Source organism: Salinisphaera sp. SWV1 (assembly GCF_052044155.1).
Classification (GTDB): Bacteria; Pseudomonadota; Gammaproteobacteria; order Nevskiales; family Salinisphaeraceae; genus Salinisphaera.
The window spans coordinates 89,522-111,087 of record NZ_JBQDYE010000004.1 but is presented as its reverse complement, the minus strand read 5'-3'; the positions used below and the strand labels follow the sequence as shown (position 1 = coordinate 111,087).

20 protein-coding genes are annotated in these 21,566 nt (G+C 65.5%); 12 read left to right on the top strand and 8 right to left on the bottom strand.

All coding sequences use genetic code 11. The features are described from left to right. Window positions 1-62: 62 nt before the first annotated feature. The 6 genes from ACS8YF_RS03265 to ACS8YF_RS03240 form a co-directional block, all read right to left on the bottom strand. Window positions 63-1,265: a UbiH/UbiF/VisC/COQ6 family ubiquinone biosynthesis hydroxylase gene (locus tag ACS8YF_RS03265; RefSeq protein ID WP_440848787.1), complete on the bottom strand. Its 1,203-nt coding sequence runs from the start codon at window positions 1,263-1,265 to the stop codon at window positions 63-65. Then, window positions 1,262-2,506, bottom strand: coding sequence for an FAD-dependent monooxygenase (locus ACS8YF_RS03260; RefSeq protein ID WP_440848786.1), 1,245 nt, complete (start codon window positions 2,504-2,506; stop codon window positions 1,262-1,264). Before ACS8YF_RS03260 ends, ACS8YF_RS03265 begins: the two co-directional genes overlap by 4 nt. After that, window positions 2,503-3,843, bottom strand: coding sequence for an aminopeptidase P N-terminal domain-containing protein (locus ACS8YF_RS03255; protein ID WP_440848785.1), 1,341 nt, complete (start codon window positions 3,841-3,843; stop codon window positions 2,503-2,505). The genes ACS8YF_RS03260 and ACS8YF_RS03255 overlap by 4 nt, the downstream gene beginning before the upstream one ends. Beyond that, window positions 3,840-4,385, bottom strand: a complete 546-nt coding sequence (locus tag ACS8YF_RS03250; RefSeq protein ID WP_440848784.1) for a UPF0149 family protein — start codon at window positions 4,383-4,385, stop codon at window positions 3,840-3,842. Before ACS8YF_RS03250 ends, ACS8YF_RS03255 begins: the two co-directional genes overlap by 4 nt. Before the next feature lie 84 nt (window positions 4,386-4,469). Further along, window positions 4,470-4,877 (bottom strand): hypothetical protein, encoded by a 408-nt coding sequence (locus ACS8YF_RS03245; RefSeq protein WP_440848783.1) that lies wholly within the window; start codon window positions 4,875-4,877, stop codon window positions 4,470-4,472. A gap of 403 nt (window positions 4,878-5,280) precedes the next feature. After that, window positions 5,281-6,309, bottom strand: a complete 1,029-nt coding sequence (locus ACS8YF_RS03240; protein WP_440848782.1) for a LacI family DNA-binding transcriptional regulator — start codon at window positions 6,307-6,309, stop codon at window positions 5,281-5,283. 173 nt (window positions 6,310-6,482) lie between these two features. Between ACS8YF_RS03240 and ACS8YF_RS03235 the strand changes: the two genes are divergently transcribed. The 8 genes from ACS8YF_RS03235 to ACS8YF_RS03200 all read left to right on the top strand — a co-directional run bounded on the left by ACS8YF_RS03235 (window position 6,483) and on the right by ACS8YF_RS03200 (window position 17,082). Beyond that, complete coding sequence (locus ACS8YF_RS03235; RefSeq protein ID WP_440848781.1) at window positions 6,483-7,586, top strand: ABC transporter ATP-binding protein; 1,104 nt, start codon at window positions 6,483-6,485, stop codon at window positions 7,584-7,586. 16 nt (window positions 7,587-7,602) lie between these two features. Then, the gene (locus ACS8YF_RS03230; protein ID WP_440848780.1) at window positions 7,603-8,535 is read left to right on the top strand and encodes a carbohydrate ABC transporter permease; all 933 of its coding nucleotides are present in this window, start codon (window positions 7,603-7,605) and stop codon (window positions 8,533-8,535) included. A 4-nt stretch (window positions 8,536-8,539) separates the two neighbouring features. Beyond that, window positions 8,540-9,382, top strand: a complete 843-nt coding sequence (locus ACS8YF_RS03225; RefSeq protein WP_440848779.1) for a carbohydrate ABC transporter permease — start codon at window positions 8,540-8,542, stop codon at window positions 9,380-9,382. A gap of 65 nt (window positions 9,383-9,447) precedes the next feature. After that, window positions 9,448-10,770, top strand: coding sequence for an ABC transporter substrate-binding protein (locus ACS8YF_RS03220; RefSeq protein ID WP_440848778.1), 1,323 nt, complete (start codon window positions 9,448-9,450; stop codon window positions 10,768-10,770). Window positions 10,771-10,792: 22 nt separating this feature from the next. Then, complete coding sequence (locus tag ACS8YF_RS03215; protein WP_440848777.1) at window positions 10,793-13,588, top strand: glycoside hydrolase family 2 protein; 2,796 nt, start codon at window positions 10,793-10,795, stop codon at window positions 13,586-13,588. 171 nt (window positions 13,589-13,759) lie between these two features. Further along, window positions 13,760-14,923, top strand: coding sequence for an acetylornithine deacetylase (gene argE / locus ACS8YF_RS03210; protein WP_440848776.1), 1,164 nt, complete (start codon window positions 13,760-13,762; stop codon window positions 14,921-14,923). A gap of 46 nt (window positions 14,924-14,969) precedes the next feature. Then, entirely contained in the window at window positions 14,970-16,325 is a 1,356-nt protein-coding gene (gene argA, locus ACS8YF_RS03205) for an amino-acid N-acetyltransferase (protein WP_440848775.1), read from the top strand. Between the two features lie 10 nt (window positions 16,326-16,335). Next, a complete protein-coding gene (locus tag ACS8YF_RS03200) occupies window positions 16,336-17,082 on the top strand; it encodes a 16S rRNA (uracil(1498)-N(3))-methyltransferase (protein ID WP_440848774.1) in 747 nt (248 codons plus the stop codon). A gap of 666 nt (window positions 17,083-17,748) precedes the next feature. Here ACS8YF_RS03200 and ACS8YF_RS03195 read toward each other — a convergent pair. Together ACS8YF_RS03195 and ACS8YF_RS03190 are read right to left on the bottom strand one after the other, a co-directional pair. Continuing rightward, window positions 17,749-18,003, bottom strand: coding sequence for a Txe/YoeB family addiction module toxin (locus ACS8YF_RS03195; RefSeq protein ID WP_440848773.1), 255 nt, complete (start codon window positions 18,001-18,003; stop codon window positions 17,749-17,751). Further along, complete coding sequence (locus ACS8YF_RS03190) at window positions 18,000-18,251, bottom strand: type II toxin-antitoxin system Phd/YefM family antitoxin (protein ID WP_440848772.1); 252 nt, start codon at window positions 18,249-18,251, stop codon at window positions 18,000-18,002. The genes ACS8YF_RS03195 and ACS8YF_RS03190 overlap by 4 nt, the downstream gene beginning before the upstream one ends. A gap of 643 nt (window positions 18,252-18,894) precedes the next feature. Between ACS8YF_RS03190 and gshB the strand changes: the two genes are divergently transcribed. From gshB to pyrR, 4 genes are all read left to right on the top strand, one after another. Next, window positions 18,895-19,857, top strand: a complete 963-nt coding sequence (gshB, locus tag ACS8YF_RS03185; protein WP_440848771.1) for a glutathione synthase — start codon at window positions 18,895-18,897, stop codon at window positions 19,855-19,857. A 107-nt stretch (window positions 19,858-19,964) separates the two neighbouring features. Next, complete coding sequence (locus tag ACS8YF_RS03180) at window positions 19,965-20,519, top strand: YqgE/AlgH family protein (RefSeq protein WP_440848770.1); 555 nt, start codon at window positions 19,965-19,967, stop codon at window positions 20,517-20,519. Further along, window positions 20,512-20,955, top strand: coding sequence for a Holliday junction resolvase RuvX (gene ruvX, locus ACS8YF_RS03175; RefSeq protein WP_440848769.1), 444 nt, complete (start codon window positions 20,512-20,514; stop codon window positions 20,953-20,955). The genes ACS8YF_RS03180 and ruvX overlap by 8 nt, the downstream gene beginning before the upstream one ends. A gap of 86 nt (window positions 20,956-21,041) precedes the next feature. Next, window positions 21,042-21,542, top strand: coding sequence for a bifunctional pyr operon transcriptional regulator/uracil phosphoribosyltransferase PyrR (gene pyrR, locus ACS8YF_RS03170; RefSeq protein WP_440848768.1), 501 nt, complete (start codon window positions 21,042-21,044; stop codon window positions 21,540-21,542). The last annotated feature ends 24 nt before the right edge of the window (window positions 21,543-21,566 follow it).

The following is a 21,566-nucleotide window of genomic DNA, read 5'->3' as shown; positions in this document are numbered from 1 at the left end:
GCGCCGGACCATGCCAAATGGCGCGCCCCGGGCCTGTCGCCGTTTAGCGCGCGCGGCCCGCGCTAGCGCAACAGTCGCGCGCCGTCGGGGGAAAGCCCCGCGGCCTGGCTGATCATGACCCGGCGCATCGGCGCCAGCCGCGACGCACCGCCGATCGCCAGTCCGCGCAACGCGCGCAGCAGCGGGTTGCGGCTGCCGTAGAGCCGCTTCAGGCCATCGGTGGCGGCCAGCATCATCATGTTGTCGGCCATGCGCGCGCGCTGATAACGCTTGAGGTAGCGCAATTCGCCGGCATCCGCCCCCGCCGCGCGGCCCGCCTCGAGTGCGGCCACCAGCTCGGCGACATCCAGCAGCCCCAGGTTCACCCCCTGCCCGGCCATGGGATGGACGACGTGTGCGGCATCGCCGGCGATCGCCACGCGCGGTTGTACGTATTCGCGCGCATGCATCAGCTTGAGCGGGAACGCCGCACGCGGGCCCATGTGCTCGATGCGCCCGAGCGCGCCGCCGCTGGCCTCGGTTAGCCGGCGACAGAATTCGTCATGATCGAGTGCGGCCAATTCATCCGCCAGCGCTTCGTCGGCGTGCCAGGCCAGCGAGCACCGGCCATCCGACAACGGCAGAAACGCCACCGGGCCGGTTTCGGTGAAGCGCTGCCAGGCGATATGTCGGTGGTGGTGCGCGGTCGTGACCGTGCCGACCGTACAACGCTGGCCGTACGCCCATCCCGTGGTGGCGATGCCGGCGGCTTCGCGCACCGGCGAATTCGCCCCTTCGGCCCCGACCACCAGGGCCGCGGTGATCTCCTGTTCATCATCGAGCGTCAGCCGTGCGGCGTTGTCGTCGACTGCCAGCGACGCGAGGCGGGCCGGGCAATAGACATCGACATGCTCGAGCGCCTGCCACGCGGCATCGACCACCAGCGCATTCTCCACGATATGCCCGAGCTCGGGCAGGCCGACCGCGGTATTCTCGAGAAACAGCTCGTCATCGCCGCCGGCCTGCCAGACCTTCATGCCGGTGAAGGCACAGATTCGCTGCGCCGGCACGCGCTCCCAGAGACCTAGATTGTCCAGCACCCGCCGCGGGCCCGGCGCGATCGCCGATTGCCGCAGATCGTAGTCGGCGTCCGGGTCGAGCGGCTTCGGCTGCCTGGCCTCGATCAGCGCGACGTGGAAATCGGCGTCGGACAGTGCGACGGCGAGCACCGCGCCCACCATGCCGCCGCCGACAATGGCGACATCGTAACGAGGACCTGTGGTCATGAGTTCATCCTGCGGTCGGAGCGGCGCATTGCGGTGTCATCGAGCAGCGCCAGCCCCATGCTGCGCCGCGCCATGCCGCCGCGCACGCCCGGCGCCAGCGACAAACCGAACAGACCGGCGCCGCGCACATGACCAAGGCCCGGCACGCGGTTGGAAAACAGGCGCACGATGCGGTCGGTGAAATTGGCCACGCGGTGTTGATCCGGTCGCCGGCTCTCGGCCCAGGCCGCCAGATGATCGGCGTCGCCCGGATCGAACGCGGCACCGTCGAGCTGCTGGTGCTCGCGCAGGGCGGCCGCCACGCCCAGCGCATCCCGGATCGCCAGATTGAAGCCCTGGGCCGCGGCCGGGTGCAGCGCGTGGCCGGCATTGCCGATCAATGCGGCACGATGCGACCAGGCCCGGTCGCAGAGCACGCGCGCCAGCGGATAGGCGCCACGCGGCCCGGCCAGCGTCAACCGGCCCAGGCGATCACCGAAACGCGCCTGCAACTCGGCGGTGAAATCGTCGTCGCTCGAGTCCAGCAAGCGCCGCGCCTCGTCGGTCGGCACGGTCCAGACCACGGCCGCCGTGTCATGTACGAACGGCAACAGCGCCACCGGCCCGTCCGGGGTGAAACGTTCGTAGGCACAACCGGCCAGCGGGCGTTCGGTGTGGGCCTTGGTGATGATCGCCGACTGACCATAGTCGTCGACCGTCGCCCCGATGCCCAGCGCCGAGCGCACTTTCGAGTGGGTGCCGTCGGCCCCGATCACCAGCCGCGTGGTCAGCCGGCGCTTGCCCTCACCTTCGGCCAGTGTGAGTTCAACCGCCGCGTCGCCCTGATACGCCAGCGACTCGAAGGCCGCGGGCGCGATCGTATCCACATGATCCATGCCGGCCAGCCGCTCGCGCAGGACAGCGATCATGGTGAGATTGGGCACGACATAGCCGAGCGCGGGCAGATCGTACTCCGCCGCGTCGACGGTGACGCGGCCGAAATACCCGGCCTGCGAGACATGCAGGCGCTCGATCGCGGCCGCGTCCTCGGCCATCGCCGACCACAGCCCGAGCTGGTCGAACATGGCGCGCGTGCCCCAGGCGAGTGCCGTGGTGCGTGCCTTCATGTTCTCGTCAACCGGCGCATCGAAGGCCACCGCTTCGATCAGCGCGATGCGCAGCCCGCTGCCGGACAGTGCGCACGCCAGGCTGGCACCGGCCAGGCCGCCGCCCACCACCGCAATGTCGTAATCGGCGCTCACGCGTTTTCGCTCATGAGCGCCTCGATGGCCGCCGGCGCCTTGGGCACGGCCGAGGTCATGACCTCCGGATCGCCACCGGTGATCACGACATCGTCCTCTACCCGGATGCCAATGCCCCAATAGCGCGGGTCCGCGCCCTCGGTGCCCGGCGGGATATACAAGCCCGGCTCGATCGTGAGCACCATGCCGGGTTCGAGCGCGCGCCACTCGCCGTCCTGCTTGTACGCGCCCACGTCGTGCACATCCATGCCGAGCCAATGGCTCGTGCCGTGCATGAAGAACGTCTTGTAGCGCTCGTCGGCCATCACCGATTCGCGATCGCCGGTGACGAAACCCAGTTCGAGCAGACCGTCGACCAGGGTCCCGAGCGCGGCCTGGTGCGGTGCGTTGGCCTTCGCCCCGGCACGGCAGGCCGTGATCGCGGCTTCGTTGGCGGCCAGCACGATGTCGTAGACCTCGCGCTGGGTGTCGGTGAAACGGCCGTTGGCCGGGAACGTACGCGTGATATCGCCGGCATAGCCGCGATACTCGGCGCCGGAGTCGATCAGCACCAGATCGCCGTCGGCGAGCGCCGATGCATTTTCCACATAATGCAGCACACAGGCATTGGCCCCCGCGCCGACGATGGTCGGATACGCCCAGTGCATGCCGTCGAGGCCGTAAATGTAATGCAGCGTGGCTTCGAGCTGATATTCGTACACACCCGGTCGGGCCGCGCGCATGGCCGCGCAATGCCCCGCCGCCGACGTCGCGGCGGCCTGGCGCATCAGGGCCAGTTCGGCCGGGGACTTACGCAACCGCATTTCATGCACCACGCTGTTGAGCGTGATGATGTGCTCGGGCGGCGCCGCATGCCGGCCGCGCGAACGCACGTCGTTCAACCGCGCGAGCAGGCGCTGTTCGAATTCCGGATGAATGCCCTGGGTCATGTACAGGTACTTACGAGTCGAGAGCATGTCACCGATGCGCGCGTCGAATTCCTCGATCGGAAAGGCCTGATCGGCGCCGAACCGCGCCATCGCCCCCTCGGTGCCGGCGCGATGGCCGATCCAGGTCTCGGCCGCCGGATCACGCTCGCGACAGAACAGCACGTACGCGCCGTCTTCGCGTCCGGGCGCAATCACCGCGATCGCACAAGGCTCGCCGAAGCCGGTCAGATAGCGAAAATCGCTGTTCGGCCGATACGGATAATCGACGTCGTTGTTGCGATTGCGTTCCGGCGTGGCGGCAATGACCGCGATGGCGGAGGCGCCGATCTCGCGCGCCAGCGCAGCGCGGCGCTCGGCGTGATCGGACGGGTCGTCGGCGTGATTCAGATGGGACGGGTCGGCAATCAATGCAGCGTCTCCCGGCTTTCGGGGCCTTCCCGTCGCGGCTGGAGTTCGAGAAAGATCATCTGCACGCCGACGCGCACGTACTCCACCAGCTCGGCGTAGTCGGCTTCGGCGCTGTCGGCATCCTCTTCGGCGGTGAGCTCGGCCTTGGACAGTTCGGTGAGATCGGTCACGATCTCGCGAACTTCATCCGACAACTGATCCGGATCGAAGCGACCGCGATAGCTCAGGCCGAAAAGAAAGCCCGAACACCAGCGCGCGAGCGCGTTGACGCGACGATCCAGCGAGTGCTCGTCGTCGTCAGGCAGTAACGGCGTGAAGCTCAGGTCGGGATCGAACAGCCCTTCGAGCGTCATCTCGCGCAGGGCCTCGAGCGCGGCGGTCAGGTTCTCGGCCTCGACATCGTCCACGGCCGCCGCCGGCGGCTGCTCGTTATCGATGCACAACATGCCGGTCAGCGTGCCGTGGGTCTCGCCGGGTGTTTGCACCGACCCGGCTTGCTTGAGCCCGTGATCGAGGGCCATGAAGATATCGGACTGACTCATGTCGGACCTTTGCGTTAAAGCGACCTCATGGTAGCAAAGCCCGGGCGCCGGTTGCGCCGGGCACCGCCCGCGCCGGCGCGCGCGTCAGTCAACCGGCCGGCCGCAGAGTGCCTCCGGATCATGCTTGTCCTGCGCGTCATCGCGCCCGACCGAACCCATGCGAAGACTGCCGTCGGCGCAGTGCACAATCCGCGCCTTGTGGCTCGCCCGGTTAGAGGCTGAGACCGGATCGGCCGACTGCCCCCGGGCCGCGCGGGCCTGCCGGCGTTGCCGACCGCCGCCCTGTTTCGGCCCGGCGTCGCCGCTCGTTGCCTGCGCGCCCGGCGGCGTACCGGGCGACCCGGGCGACCCGGGCGCGGGGTGTGGAATCACCTTGCCGGTCTGCGGATCGAGATAAATCGTCTGACCGGAATCGGCGGCGGTCGCCACGCCACTGGCCATCGCCAGAGCCGCAACGATTGAGCCGGAAATACACAACTGCTTGATCGACATGAAGGATCTCACATCGCGAATGAAAAGCCCCGCGCACTGCCGCGCGGACGTCGTTATAACACGCCGCCCGTTTCACCGGGCCATGGCGCTGGCTCGGACTCTGACTAGGGCCTGCTGCGGTTTCGTGCGAGTCCGCGGCAAGCGCTGTTTTGCGGCAAGCCGATGCGTAGCGAACGTCCGGCACAAAAATAGATGATTCTTCGGGTTAACAGCGCGAGTATGCGAGCGCATGTTCGCCGCAGCTATTGGCCGCTAGGCTTTTGAAAATACAAGAATGACAGGCGCCGTCTTTTATTTTCAAGGCGTTTAAAACAGCTGATGAAGTCAGCTGTTTTGATGCCGGATTAACAGTTCTACCGGCCGTTCGAGTGAAACGGCAATGAGCTCTGAGCCTCGCCTGAATTCAGGGCATCGCCGCTCGCTGGTCCGGGATGACACGGGGCGCCGCGACCGAGCACCTCTCAACCAGCGGGCATTCCATTTTCACCCGGCGTAGGGATGGCTTCTGACCGCTCGCCACCGCCGTGATGAGTGTCTCCACAGCCCATCGGCCCATTTCGTCATGGGGCAGTACCACGGTGGTCAGCGGCGGATACATGTGCCGCGCCACCTCCTGATCATCATATCCGACCACGGAGACATCTTCGGGGACGCGCAGCCCCTGCTCCTTCAAGGCCTCATAACAGCCGATCGCCATGGAATCGTTGCAACAGAAGATGCCGGTGGGCGGCGCGTCCAACGCCATCAGCGCCCGCGTCTGCTCGTAACCGCTACTCGGAAGCCAGTTCCCCTCACGGATCAGTTCAGGCGCCGCAGCGATATCGGCGGTGGTCAGCGCCTGGCGGTAGCCCTTCAGCCGGTCGCGCGCCGCCTCCATCCAGGGTTCCCCACCAATGATGGCGATCCGGCGATGGCCGGCATCGATCAGCCGTCGAGTCGCCGTGTGACCGCCGGCAACCTCGCCGGGGACGACACTGGGAAAACCGTTGCCGGACTCGTAGCAGTTCAGCAGCACGGTAGGCACGCCCCGCAGCGCGGCCGGCAGCTCGATTTGGCGGGTCAGAATCGAGGCGATGACCATGCCCTCGGGGCGACAGGAAAGCAACGTTTCGATGGCGCTACGCTCGAGTTCTGGATCGCTGCCGCTACTGCTGACCAGCAGCACACGGTCGTTCTCCCACGCCACTTCCCGGGCACCGTCCATCGAGGCCACGGCGAACGGACTCGTCGAAATCTCGTCCACCAGGAATCCGATCACCCGGGACCCCTTGTGGTCCAGCGCCGAATGGCTGAACCGGCGATAACCCAGCGCCTCGGCCACTTCGAGTACCCGCTGCCGGGTCGCATCCGAAATACGCACGCTGGTCGAGCCGTTCACGACAAACGACACCGTCGACTGGGAGACGCCGGCCTCGCGCGCGACATCCATCATCGTGACTTTGCTTCTCGACCTCGCCATCGCCCGATCTCCACCTTTAGCCGCATATGCCATGGCCGGCTGTTGCCACTCTTTCAAGGCGATGCTAGCTTGCTAATAAAAATTAGCCAATATTTATTACTAAACGGCCGGCGGCCGAAAACAGGGGCCGAGGAGGAGAGAAAATCATGACGGACCTCACATTGCGCAGCGTGATCAAGCGCTACGGCGAGGAACAGGTCATGCACGGCGTCGACCTGGATATCCGCGAACGGGAATTCGTGGTGTTCGTCGGTCCGTCGGGCTGCGGCAAGTCCACCCTGCTGCGGATGATCGCCGGCCTTGAGCCGATCAGCGGTGGTGACATCCATATCGGCGACACGCGCGTGAACGACGTGCCGGCGGGCCAGCGCGGCGTCGCCATGGTGTTCCAGAACTACGCGCTGTACCCGCATATGACAGTGCGCGAGAACATGTCGTTCGGCCTGCGCAACGTGAACACGCCGAAATCGGAGATCCGCCAGCGGGTCGACGATGCCGCCGCGATACTGCGTATCGAGCCGCTGCTGGAACGCCGTCCGAAAGACATGTCCGGCGGCCAGAGACAGCGCGTCGCCATCGGACGCGCGATCGTGCGCAAACCCAAGGTCTTTCTGTTCGACGAGCCGCTGTCGAACCTCGACGCCAAGCTCCGGGTCCAGATGCGTATCGAGCTGGCCCGGCTGCATCGACAGCTCAAGGCGACGATGATCTACGTCACCCACGATCAGGTCGAAGCGATGACCCTGGCCGACCGGATGGTGGTACTGCGCGACGGACGCATCGAGCAGGCCGGCGCGCCGGCGGACCTTTACGAGGCACCCTGCAATCTGTTCGTGGCGGGTTTTCTCGGCTCACCGAGCATGAATTTCCTGGCCGCCACGGTCACCGATCGCGACGCCGACAGGGTCGGGGTCGAGCTGGCGGCCGGCGGGCGCCTGCACATCGCGCGGGACGGCTCGGCGGTTTCCCCGGGCGATACCGTCACCGTGGGCCTGCGCCCCGAACACGTGCGCCCAGCGGGTGACGGCACGCTCGCCGGCACGCTGGAAGTGGTCGAGCATCTGGGCGATCAGACGCTGCTGCATGTTCGCCTCGCTGAAGACTCGGTGGTCATCGCCCGGGATGAAGGGCGTTCCACGCACGCTGCCGGGGAGAATCTCCAGCTCGCCTTCAACGAGTCGGCCTGTCATCTGTTCGACGGGCAGGGGATTGCCTGCCCCGCCCTGGCGCACGCCGCCGCGATCGCCTGAGGGCGAGGAGGTCATCATGGCAATCGACGACACAGCATCCGCGGCGTCGGCCCGAGCCCCCACCAAGCCGACGCCTCGTCGGCCGCGTATTTCGGCGGACACGGTGTCCGGCTATGCCTTTCTGGCCCCGTTTCTGATCGTGTATGCGGTCTTTCTGATCTACCCGCTGTGGCGCGGATTCTTCCTGAGCCTGCATCAATGGGATCTGCTGGCCGGCCCGCTCGGCTGGACGGGGCTGCAGAACTACAGCGACATGCTGTCCGACCCGGCGTTCTGGAACGCCCTGACCAATACGTTCTACTTCGTCGTGCTCACCGTCCCGATCACGACGGCGCTGGCCCTCGCGCTTGCCCTGGCGCTGAGCCGGCCGACGCGGACCAACGCGGTGTTCCGAGCCATCTTCTTCTCCTCCAGCATCGTCTCGGTCACGGTCGTCACCCTGATCTGGCAGATGGTGCTCAGCCCGAGCCAGGGCATCCTCGCGCAGGCGCTGGGCACCATCGGCATCCCGCCGCTGGACTGGCTGAACGACCAGCATCTCGCGATGTTCGCGCTCGTCATCGCCACGGTGTGGTGGAGCCTGGGGCTGCCGCTCATGCTCTTCACGGCCGGGATCCAGCAGATCCCGGGCGACATCTACGAAGCGGCGAAACTCGACAACGCCAGCCGCTGGAAGACATTCCGCTACATCACCTGGCCCGCGCTCCATCGGACCACGGTGCTGGTCGTCCTCATCGAGATCATTCTGCACTTCCAGGTGTTCGGCCAACCTTTCCTGATGACCAAGGGCGGCCCGGCCGGCGCCACCCGCTCGCTGGTGCAGTACATCTACGAAAGCGGCTTCCGCGACTGGCATCTCGGCTATGCCTCGACCGGCGCCATGGTGCTGTTCGTGGTGATGCTCGTGGCGTCGCTGGCCCAGCTGTACTTCTCGCGGAAGGAGGACTGACCCGATGCGCAACGAACCCGCCCACCGCCCTGACACCGGGCGGATCGTGATCCTCGTCATCCTCACCGTCGCCGCGTTCCTCTGGCTCGTTCCGATGCTTTGGGTACTGGCCATGTCGCTCAAGCCCAACGCAGTGCTGATGCGCTCCACGGCCGGCCTGTTGCCGGTGCCGTTCACGCTGGACAACTTCATCCAGATATTCGACACGGCCAAGGTCACGCGCTGGTTTCTCAACAGCGTCGGCGTCGCCGTGCTCATGACCAGCATCACGCTGGTGCTGTCGTCGCTGGGGGGTTATGCCCTGGCCCGCATCCCCTTCCGCGGCGCGCGCTTCATGCTGATCTTCATCATCGCGGGGCTGACGGTGCCGGAACAGGCCGTATTCATTCCGCTGGATACGATGTTCGCGAACTGGCACATGAACAACACCATCATCGCCCTGGTCACGCCGCGCCTGGCGGTGCCCTTCGGCGTGTTCCTGATGATGCAGTTCTTCAAGGCGGTGCCGAAGGAACTCGAGGAAGCGGCGATCCTGGACAACGCGAGCCGGTTGAAGATCTTCTTCAGGGTGATGCTGCCGCTGGCCCGGCCGGCGCTGACCACGCTCGGCATCTTCACCTTCCTCTACTCCTGGAACGACTACCTCTGGCCACTGGTATCGGCCACGCAGGAGAACCACTACACCATCACCACGGGGCTGGCGAGCCTGCAGGGCAATTTCGCGCAGTCCGAGGGTCTGGGCTTTCTCATGGCCACGGCCGTGTTCGCCAGCGCCCCCGTGCTCATCGTCTACCTGATTTTCCAGCGCTATATCGTCCGGGGCATCGCCATGTCCTCGGGCAAATGATGCGTTCACAGAAAAAACCCGAGGGACGGGCCGCCCCGCCCCTGCGCACCCGAGGAGAGAGACCCATGAAGATGAAGAAACTGCTGGCCGTGGCCCTCACGGCCAGCCTGGGCGTGGCTGCGGCGGCACCGGCCGTCGCGGCCACCGACATCACGCTGTTCCGTTTTTTCGGCAGCTGTAACGACCAGTACGCCAACGTCACCCATCTCGACAAGGCGGTGGGCGAATGCGGGATCATTCAAGTCCTGACCAACAAGTTCAACGCCGAGCACAAGGGCAATATCGCGGTCAAGACACAGGCGGTCGACTGGGGCACTTACTACAACCGGCTGAACGCCACGTTCATGAACCGCAACCCGCCGGCGGTCGCGGTGATGCACCGCAGCCACCTGGCCGACTACGTGGCACGCCACCTGCTCACGCCCTTGAACGGCCTGTTCAAAAAAGTCGGGATCAATACCAACGACTTCGTGCCCGCCGCGCTCAAGAGCGTGACCTTCAACGGCAAGATCTACGCCCTGCCCTTCGATCTGCACGCCATCCTGTGGCACATGAATACCGGCCTGCTCAAGAAGGCGGGCCTCGTCGGCGCGGACGGCCAACCCCGGATCCCGAACAGCGTCGATCAACTCATGGCACAGGCGAAGCAATTCAAAAAAGCCACGGGCAAGCCCTACATACTGCTTGCCGGCTCGGTCGATCCAATGGTGACGCGGCTGTTCGAAACGCTGGTCTGGCAGCAGGGCGGCCATCTGGTCGATTCCGATCTGAAGCACGCCGATATTGATTCCCCCGACGCGCACAAGGCGCTCGCCCTGATCAACACGCTCATCGACAAGGGCTACATGGCGGCTCAGTACAACTACACCGACGCCCAACAGGCGTTTCTCGATGGCAAGGGCGGCGTGATCATCAACGGCACCTGGGTGATCAACGCCTACGACCAGCAGGCTTCCAACAAGAGCAGTGCACTGCACAGCTATGCCGTCGCGACCTTCCCGACGCTGTACTCCCAGCCCGCCGTATGGGCAGACGGCCACTGCTGGGTGATGCCGCGGGGCGGTGCCACCGGCGATCAGCGCGATGCCGCGGCGAAGCTGTTGAAGTATTTCTACGACCACGACCTGGCCTGGTCCCACACGGGCCATCTGCCGGTGCGCGAGTCGGTACTCAAGAGTGACGCCTTCCGCGATCTGCCCCATCGCAAAGCGATCCTGAGCACGACCCACGAAGCCCGCGGCATACCCGGTGCCACCCGCTCCCAGGCCGGCATCCAGGACGCCCTCAACCAGCAGTTGCAGGCGACCTATCTCACCGGCAAGAGCCAGGACGCGGCGCTGAAGGCGGCTCAGAAACGTGTCGACGCCATCCTGTCCGGCCGTCACTGAGCCTGTCGAGGAGACCTGACCCGTGTTTTTTGCCACCCAGAACGGGGGCGGCGATGTCGCCTCCCGGAGGTCCCCCCACCGCCCTCGGATCAGCCTCGACGGCATCTGGGGGTTCGAATTCCAGCCCGAAGACGACACGCGCCAGCCGATGCCGGACATCGAGATTCCCGGCGTCTGGCAGGCGCAGCATGCTGCCCTCAGAATGGCCTTCGGGACCGGCGTATATCGGCGGCGCGTCACGGTGCCGGCCGACTGGGCCGGCGCGTCGATACACCTGTGCATCGGCGCCTCGAATTACCGCACGGCGGTGTACGTTGACGGAACCCCGGTCGCCTGCCACGAGGGCGGCTATCTGCCCTTTGCCTGCGATCTCACCGCTCACGTCACGCCGGGCGAAGCGGTCCTGCTGGAAATTCGGGTCACGCTGCCCTCGCCACGCCCGCAAGCCGACGGCACGCCCGGTTTCGCCGATATTCCCCACGGCAAGCAGAGCTGGTATGGCCCGCTCGGCGGCATCTGGCAGTCGCTCTGGATCGAGGCCCGTTCTGTCCGGCACATCGCAGACCTGCGACTCGGCTCCCAACTCGGCTCCGATGGCGCCGGCGTGTGCCGGGCCCGGGGCAGACTGCACGGCGATGGCCGGCCCGCGGCGGACGAACGGCTTCGCCTCACCGTCCGGGCCCCGGATGGCACGACGGTCGCCGAGTGCACGCATGCCGGCGTCGCAGACGAATACGACCTGCAGACGAAAGTCGCCTTGCCCATGCTCTGGTCGCCGGACGACCCGTTACGCTACGACATCGGCGTCGAACTGGTGCGCGATGGCGCGGTGGTCGATGCGCTTCACCGCCAGACCGGTTTTCGCAGCATCGTGGCCGAGGGCGGGGAGCTGCTGCTGAACGGCGAGGCGTTCATCCTGCGCGGCGCCCTCGACCAGGATTATTACCTGGATACACTCTGCACGCCGCCGTCGGAAGCCTTTCTGGAGAATCAGTTGCGCCAGGCGAAAGCGATGGGCTTCAACTGTCTGCGCTGTCATATCAAGGTTCCCGACCCCCGTTATCTCGACGTCGCGGACCGCCTGGGCATGCTGCTCTGGTGTGAAATGCCGAACTGGGGGCAATGGTCGACGGCCGCAGCGGAACGTGGCCTGGCCACGCTCGAAGGCATGATCGCCCGGGACGATCATCACCCCTCGATCATCGCCTGGACCCTTGTCAACGAAGACTGGGGTACCGACCTGACCCTGGAGGGCGACCAGCGCGCCTGGCTCAAACGGGCATTCCGCCGGATCAAGACCCTCGACCCCTCCCGGCTGGTGGTCGACAACTCGCCCTGCGAACCCAATTTTCACTTGCGCACCGATATTGCCGACTATCATTTCTATCGCGGCATTCCGGACCGGCGCGATCAATGGGATGCATTCATCGCGGCCTTCGCCGAACGCCGTTATCCCCTGTTCAGCCCACACGGCGACGCCGAGACGGCCGGCGACGAGCCCTTGATCCTGTCGGAATTCGGCAACTGGGGGCTGCCTCGAGTCGATGCCCTGCGCGACGCTGCAGGGCGCGAGCCCTGGTGGTTCGATACCGGCAGCGACTGGGGCGACGGCGTGATGCTGCCCCGCGGCATCGAGATGCGTTTCGGCCAATATCATCTGGATCGTGTCTTCGGGTCGCTGGATGGCTTCATCGCCGCCACCCAGGAACAGCAGTTCCAGTCGCTGAAATACGAAATCGAATCCATGCGCGCCCAGCCGACGATCGCCGGTTACGTGGTAACCGAGCTGACCGACGTCCACTGGGAAGCCAATGGCCTGATGGATATGGCGCGCAATCCGCGCGACTTCGCCGAGCGTTTCGCGGCGGTCAATGCCCCGACCGCGCTGCTGCCACGACTGCCCCGCCATGCCGTGAAGCCGGGCGAGCGGGTCAGCCTGGCCCTTGGCATCGCGCACGATGATCCGGCGCCGCTCGATGGCATGCGCCTGCAATGGCGCTGGGACGGTCACACCGAATACGGCGAACAGCTGATACCACGCCTGGATAGAGGCGTTCAGCCGCTGCCGGGGCTGCCGCTCGACATTCCAGCGGATCGCGCCCCGGGCGAAGCACGATTACACCTCGCGCTGGTCGATCGCGCCGGGCATCCGAGCGCGCTGGGCGAGACCTCCCTGACGGTGATGCCCGAGACCGGCGCCGGCGCCCCGACTCCCGTGGTCTGGCCGGCCAGACCGGAGCTGTCACCGTGGCTGGAGGACGCGGGTATACCGATGGCCCAGAGCCGCGATCAGGCGCGGGTCCTGGTGGCGACCCGGCTCGACGACGAACTCGTCGAGCGCGTGCGGCGCGGTGCCAAGCTGCTGCTGCTCGTGGATGATACCGATGCCATCCCCTCGCCCCCCGGCGTGGTACCGGTCTACCCGGAATTCCCGCGCGCTGCCGTCGTCTCGCGGGAAAGCTCGGTCTGGCGCGGGGACTGGGCGTCCGGATTTTCCTGGCTGCGCCGGACCGGTGCCTATGCCGACATTCCCGGGCCGCCGATGCTCGGCCAGGCCTTCGCCGCGATCACACCCGGCCATGTGCTTTTGGGCTTCCGCACCGACGATTTCGCCGACGACGTGCGCGCCGGCATGGTGATGGGCTGGATTCATCGCGGGGCTGCGCTCATCGCACGGCGAGCGCTGGGCGAAGGCGCGGCCGTGTTGTGCACGTTGCCCGTTCATCGCGCTGAAGCACGCGGCGATCCAATGGCACGGCAACTGAGCCAGGCCCTGGTGCGCGACACAAACGAAACGGTCGGTCGCCCACTCGATTGAAATCATGTCCGCGCAACCGCGCCCCGGACGTCCCTGCCGCGCGGTCTGCAATGCCACGCCCCTCAATGCCCGCATCGTCCGCCGCGGGGCATGTCCCTATTCGGGGATCGGGCATCGCACGGTTTCGACGCGGTATGATCGCGCTTCAGATTCCGCCCGGGATTTTTGTTCATGCCCGCATTGAACTGGCGCGACGTGCTCGCCGAGCTCGTCGCCGAACCGACCATGAGCAGCGACGACCCGACGCTGGATCGTGGCAATCGCCGCGCGGCCGAGAGGCTTGCCGCTCGGCTCGACGACTTCGGCTTCGACTGTGATATCCACCCGATCGGCGAGCGCGAGGACAAGGTCAACCTGATCGCGCGGCTCGGCCCGACCGAACGACGCTCGGAATCGGGCCTGGTGTTTGCCGGACATCTCGATACCGTGCCCTACGATGATACCGGGTGGGATTCGGACCCGTTCGCGCTCACCGAACGCGATAATCGCCTCTACGGCCTCGGCACGACCGACATGAAAGGCTTCGTGGCATTGGCCGCCGGCGTGGCGACGGAATACGCCGACCAGCCGCTCGAGGCACCGTTGTCGCTTGTGGTCACCGCCGACGAAGAATGCGGCATGGACGGCGCTCGCGCGCTGGCCGATAACGGCATCGCCGCCGGGCGCTACTGCGTGATCGGCGAGCCGACCTCGCTGGTACCGATCCGCCAGCACAAGGGTATTTTCATGGAGACGATCGAGACCATCGGCGCCTCCGGCCATTCCAGCAATCCGGCGCACGGCGCCAACGCTATCGAGGCCATGCATCTGGCGATCAGCGCCATCCGCGCGCTGCGCGACGAACTCGCCGGACGCGACCCGGCCGACGGCTTTCCCGTGCCGCACGCCACGCTCAACCTCGGCACCGTACGCGGCGGCGATGCCGCCAACCGGATTCCCGCGCGCTGCCGACTCGACATCGACCTGCGCTTCCTGCCCGGGGATTCGATCGACGACCTGCGCGAGTCGCTGCGCAGTCGGGTCCGCGCCGCGCTGGCCCAAAGCGACTGCGAGGTCCGCTTCTCAGCGCTGTTCGCGGGCACGCCAGCGCTGGAAACGCCACCCGACTCGCCGATCGTTACCGCCTGCGAGGAATTGACCGGGCATGAAGCGGCCGCCGTGGATTTCGGCACCGAAGGCGCGTTCTACAACGCCATCGGCATGGAAACCGTGATTCTCGGCCCAGGCGACATCGCGCTGGCCCACCAGCCCAACGAATATCTGGCCTTGTCGCGCGTGGCGCCGATGCAATCGATTCTGCGTTCGCTGGTGCAGCGTTTCTGCCGGCCCGGCTAAGCCCCTTCAGTCGCCGAAAACCCGCTTTTTTTGGTCTAATGCCGCGATGCACGCCAGCCGCGATCACAATCCGTTAGCCGTCGACCAGAACGCCATGGTCGCCGCGTTGCGCGCGTCCGCACCCTATGTGCACGCGCATCGCGGGCGTACGTTCGTCCTCCACCTGCCGGGCGAGGCTGCGGCATCGCCGCGTTTCGTCGACCTGATCTACGACATCGCGCTGCTCGCCAGCCTCGGCGTGCGACTGGTGATCGTGTTCGGGGCGCGCCCGCAGATCGACGGCGCCCTGTCGGCCGCCGGCCTCATGCCCCGTTTCGCGAACGGCGTCCGCATCACCGATGCCGCCGCACTGGCCTGCGTGCGCCAGGCCGTCGGCAGCCTGCAGATGGCCTACGAGGCGCACCTGTCGACCAGCCTCGCGAGCACGCCGATGGGCGGCGCACGCATCTCGACCGCCAGCGGCAACCTGGTCACGGCCCGGCCCATGGGTGTGGTCAACGGCGTGGATCACGGCCATACCGGCGAAGTCCGGCGTATCGACGCGGCCAGCATCAATGCGCATCTGGCGCGCGGGCATATCGTGCTGCTGTCGTGCATCGGCTACTCGCCCTCGGGCGAGATCTTCAACCTGGTCACCGAAGACGTGGCCGGCGCCACCGCGGCCGCTTTGGCGGCCGACAAATTCGTGCTAATGCATCCGGGCGAAGCGATGCATGCACGCTTCGCGGAATCGTCGCCCGGGCTCACGGTGGACGCCGCGCAGGCCATGCTGGACACCGGGAACAGCGATCTCGCCGCCGCGGACCGGGCGCGGCTGGAGGCGGCGATCCGCGCCTGCAATTCCGGGGTCGAACGCAGCCATCTCGTGAGTTTCGAAACCGACGGCGCGTTGTTGCGCGAGCTGTATTCGCGCGACGGGCTCGGCACCATGGTCGCCGCCGACACTTACGACGCCGTGCGTACCGCCACGCCCGAGGATCTGGGTGGCGTGCTCGCGCTGATCGAGCCGTTGGCCGCGGCCGGGCTGCTGGTGCCGCGCTCGCGCGAGGCGATCGAGCTCGATATCGAACGCTATGTGGTGATGGCCCGCGACGGCTTGATCACCGCCTGCTGTGCGCTCATGCCCTACAGCGAGGAAGCCGTGGGCGAACTGGCCTGCGTGGCGGTTCATCCCGCCTATCGCGGCGGCAACCGGGCCGCCATCCTGCTGGCCGAGGTCGAAAAACGCGCCCGCGCGGCCGGGCTCACGCAGCTGTTCGTGCTCACTACGCGCGCGCCGCACTGGTTCGTCGAACACGGGTTCGCCCCGTCGAGCATCGACGCCCTGCCGCTGGCCAAGCGGGCGATGTACAACTATCAGCGTAATTCGGCGGTATTGATCAAACCGTTGATCACCGCCTGATCACGCCGCCATGGCACGCGCGAAGCATATTCCGCGGGTTTTCGTTGCCCAGGCGCTGGCCGAAGGCGCGACCATCGAGCTGCCGGACGCCAAACGTCATCATCTGGCGACCGTGCTGCGCCTGTCGGCCGGCGATGCGCTGGTGCTGTTCAACGGCGACGGCGCCGAATACGCCGCCAGCTTGATCACGGCCGACCGCAAGCGTGCCGAAGCCCGTATCGACCAACGCACCACACCCCGGCGCGAATCCCCGCTCGAGATCACGCTGCTGCAAGCCGTGGCCCGGGGCGATCGCATGGATTTCGCGCTGGCCAAGGCCGTGGAGCTGGGCGTCACCGCCATCCAGCCCGTGTTCACCGCGCGCGGCCAGGTCAAGCTCGACGGCGCCCGTCTGGCCAAGAAACAGGGCCATTGGCAGCGCATCGTCGAATCGGCGGCCGAACAGAGCGGGCGGCTGCTCTGTCCGGAATTACGCGACGCCACCGATCTGGCCGGACAGATCGACAACCCGCCCGCCGCCGATCGTTACCTGATGCTGGCGCCGGAAGCGAACGTCGGCCTGGCCGCGCAGACGCCGGCGACCCGCATTGCGCTGTTGATCGGCCCCGAATCCGGCCTGTCGAACGACGAAATCGCCCGCGCCGCCGCCGCCGGTTGGCAGCCGCTGGCGCTCGGGCCCCGCGTACTGCGCACCGAAACCGCCGGCATGGCCGCACTGGCCGCGCTGCAGACGGCTTGGGGCGATCTGGCGGGCTGAGTGGCCTCGTTCCTTGAAGCAATCTGTCCGCAGATCGACGCCGACTCACGCAGATGGACTCGGCTCGCTTGCGCTTCGCCGAAATTGAAAGTCGTTGATCTCGGTGCCGGGCTCAGCGCTTCAATTCGCCTCATTCCAAATCTGCGTACATCTGCGTACATCTGCGGATAAAAACAGATCGGCAAAGCGGAGCGAGCCGATCGTCCATCGTCATTCGGCGGACGAGTACATGCAGCCAGACCAGACGACGATACGCAGCTGAAGCACGTTTCGCGGTCCACGGATTTATTCCTTAAATCTATCCGCAGATCGACGCCGATTCGCGCAGATCGATCCGGCGCGTTTCGCTTTACCGGGATCGTACCCTCAAGTAACGCGACGAGCTGTTCTGCTGACACAGATTGCCGTTCATCTGTGTAGATCGGCGTCGATCTGCGGACAAAACCCACCTGTCAAGTTCCAATCTGTGTGACTCGGTCTACATCGGTGGACAAACAAGCCGATCGGCGAAACGAGCCGGGCCGCGTATCATTATTCAGCGTGCCCAAGGGCGATCACTGTATGCTCTCGAGGGTCGTGAAGCGGCGCACGGCTGTCTTGCCCTGCGGCTCGAAAAGATCGAGCTTTCGCTCCTCCGCTAAACACCCAGCCCGCCGAGGCACGGCATCAGTAGTGATATCGCAATTGCGCAATAAGCGGTGCATCCTCGGTTACCTTGTATACGATTCGATATTCGCCATTGATGCGTCGGGACCAGTATCCGGACAGGCCATGCTTGAGCGGCTCGGGTTTGCCGATCCCCTCGAACGGCGTTCGCTGAATCTCCTTGATGAGCTGATGGATGCGACGTACGGTCTTTTTTTCCGTTTTCTGCCAGTAGAGGTAGTCTTCCCAGGCATGCTCGGAAAAGGTGAGTTTCATTCAAGAAGCTCCCTCTCCTCGCCGCCCCCTTGTTCAAGCTCGGCAACCGATTCGAGCAGACGGCGCGCGTTTTTGGGCGCACGCAAAAGGTATGCAGTCTCCTGGAGGGCTTCATAGTCTTCCAGAGACATCATCACCACCGAAGCGGCCTTGCTTCTGGTGATGATGACGGGCGCGTGGTCGTCACAGACCTGTTCCATTGTTTTTGCCAGGTGGGTTCTGGCGGCCGTGTAGCTGATGGCGTCCATAACAATGACCTGTACATAATTTAGAACATGTGCAATATATCGTACGCATCCTGGCTTCAGCAAGCGATAGCAGCCGGCCGGTTTTCAGTCCTTGAGGCAATCTGTCCGCAGATTCACGCGGATGGACGCGGCTCGCTTTCGCTTCGCCGAAATTGAAAAGTCCTTGATGTCTGCGCCGAGCTCGGTGCTTGAATTCCCCTCATTTCAAATCTGTGTGAATCTGCGTACATCTGCGGATAAAAACAGATCGGCAAAGCGAAGCGAGCCGATCACCCGTCGTCAATCGGCGGACGAATACATCCGGCAAGAGCCGCCATGCCACCCAGCTGGAGCACTTTTCGCAGCCCGGAGCTTCGTTGCTTGAATCTATCCGCAGGTCGACGCAGATTCGCGCAGATCGATCCGGCGCGTTTCGCTTTACCGGCATCGTGAGCCCTCAAGTAACGCGACGAGCCGTTCTGCTAAGACAGATCGTTTTTCATCTGTGTAGATCGGCGTCGAGCTGTGGACAAACAAACCGATCGGCCAAGCGAAGCCAGCCGGACACGGTCTCGCCGATCGGCGGATGAAAAAAGCTCCGGCTGCGCTACCATGCGCGGCATAGCACACTGTCCGGCGGCCCGATCCGCCCAAGGAATCTGCAATGGCGTATTCGCTCGGCGTGGTGATGGATCCGATCGAGGACATCACGCCCTACAAGGACACAACGCTGGCCCTGCTGCTCGAAGCCCAGCGCCGCGGCTACACGATCCACTACTTCACCATGAGCGACCTGTTCGTGGCCGACGGCGTGGGCTACGGCACGGGCCGTGCCATCCGGGTTGCGGACGACAACGACGACTGGTTCGCCTTCGCCGGCGAATCCAACACCCTGCCACTGGCGGACCTCGACGTGATCCTGATGCGCAAGGACCCGCCCTTCGACACCGAATACATCTACGCCACCTATATTCTGGAGCTGGCCGAGAACGAAGGCACGCTGGTGGTCAATCGTTGCGACGCGCTGCGCGACGTGAACGAGAAAATGGCGATCAATCGCTTCGCCCATCTGTGTGGGCCGACGCTGGTCGCCCGGCGCGCGGACGCGTTTCGGCGTTTCATCAAGCAGCACCGCGATGTTGTGCTCAAGCCGCTGGACGGTATGGGCGGCTCGCGCATCTTCCGCGTCACCCAGGGCAACGACAACACCAGCGTGATTCTCGAAGTGCTGACCGAGCACGGCACGCGCTATGCCATGGCCCAGGCCTATCTGCCCGAGATCGTCGATGGCGACAAGCGCGTGCTGCTGGTCGACGGCGAACCGGTCGGTTATGCCCTGGCCCGTGTTCCGGCCGAAGGCGAACTGCGCGGTAATCTCGCGGCCGGCGGCCGGGGCGTCGGCCGCGAGCTGACCGAGGCCGATCTGAAGATCGCACGCGAAGTCGGCCCGTACGTCCGGGATAAGGGACTGCTATTCGTGGGCCTCGACGTGATCGGCGACAAACTCACCGAAATCAACGTCACCAGCCCCACCTGCGTACGTGAGCTCGAGGCGCAATTCGGCATCAATATCTGCGCCAGGCTGTTCGACGCCATCGAGAAACGGCTCGATGTCCGATCGGCATAGCCGGCGCCGGTCGGGGCCGCGCTGGCTCCCGACGCGGCCCGGCCGAACGCTCGGGAACACCACCAGCGCATTTGCCGTCGCCCCCGGCGTCGGCCGATAATCAGGACATGGAAGCAATTCAATTCAAGAACCAGTTCCTGCTGGCCATGCCGGGCCGTGTCGAAGGCGAATTCGCCGACAGCGTGACCTTTCTTGCCGAGCATAATGACGACGGCGCGATGGGGCTCGTGATCAACAAACCCAGCGATCTCGCGGTGGCGGACATGCTGTCGCAGCTCGACATCGAGGCGCATGTTGCGCGCGGCATGCCGGTCTACTGGGGCGGCCCGGTACAGACCGAGCGCGGTTTTGTCCTGCATCGTGATGAAGGCGACTGGGAGTCGAGCCTGCATATCGACGGCGGCCTGGCGATCACCACCTCGCGCGACATTCTCGAGGCAATCGGCAACGGGTTCGGCCCGAGCGCGTTCCTGATCACGCTCGGCTACGCCGGCTGGGGCGAAGGCCAACTCGAACAGGAGGTGCTCGCGAATAGCTGGCTCACCACACCGGCCGACCCCCACATCATGTTCGATTCGCCGATCGAGCGACGCTGGTCGGACGCTGCCGGGCTGCTGGGCGTATCCGCGCACCAGCTGTCCGGTATCGCCGGCCATGCCTGACGCCGAGGTCGCGCTCGGCTTCGATTACGGCAAACGACGAGTCGGCATCGCCGTCGGCAGCACGGTCACCGCCAGCGCGCAGCCGCTCACGACGCTGACCCACCACGACGGCATGCCGGACTGGACCGCGCTCGATGCCCTCATCGAGGAATGGCGCCCGAGCGCGCTCGTTGTCGGTCTGCCATTGAACGCGGACGGAAAAACCCAGAAGATGACGCATCGTGCGCGTAATTTCGCCGAGGAGATCTGGGGCCGCTACCGGCTGACCGTGCACACCGTGGACGAGCGCTATACCAGCATCGAAGCGGGTGAGCGACTGCGCGCCGCCCGTGCGTCGGGCAGTCGCGGCAAACGCCTGGCCAAGGGCGATGTCGACGCCATGGCCGCGCAGACGATTCTGGAAAGCTGGTTGACCGGCCAAATCGGGGCGACCTGATCCCGAAGCGTGCGGGGCACCGGCCGGCCTTCTCAGCGCAGCCGCATCGCGCGCATAATTCAACGCACAAAGCCAGGGAACAGCCGATGACCGATCCGTCCGAAAGCTTCGACGTCGATGCCGCGCTCGCGGCGCTGACTGCGCAGGTCGAACCACTGATCGCCGAGCATCCGCAGGCAGTGATCGTCGGCGTCGAAACCGGCGGCGCCTGGATCGGCGAACGCCTGCACGCGCATTTCGAGCTGGCCACCCCGATGTGCACCCTCAACATCAGTTTCTATCGCGACGATTTCTCGATGGTCGGGCTGCATCCCAGCGTCGGCCCCTCGAATATCCCGGCCGATATCGACGGCAGGACCGTCATCCTCGTTGACGATGTGCTCTACACCGGGCGGACCGTGCGCGCGGCGCTCAACGAACTGTTCGATTACGGCCGCCCGGCCGCGGTGAAACTGGCCGTGCTGGTCGATCGCGGCGCGCGCGAGCTGCCATTCGCGCCCGATGCCGCCGGCCTCAAGCTCGACCTCGACAAGAGTCGCCGGATCAAACTGACCGGTCCGGAACCGCTGCGCCTGACCATGCGCTAGCGTGATTTCACACCATGGATTGCC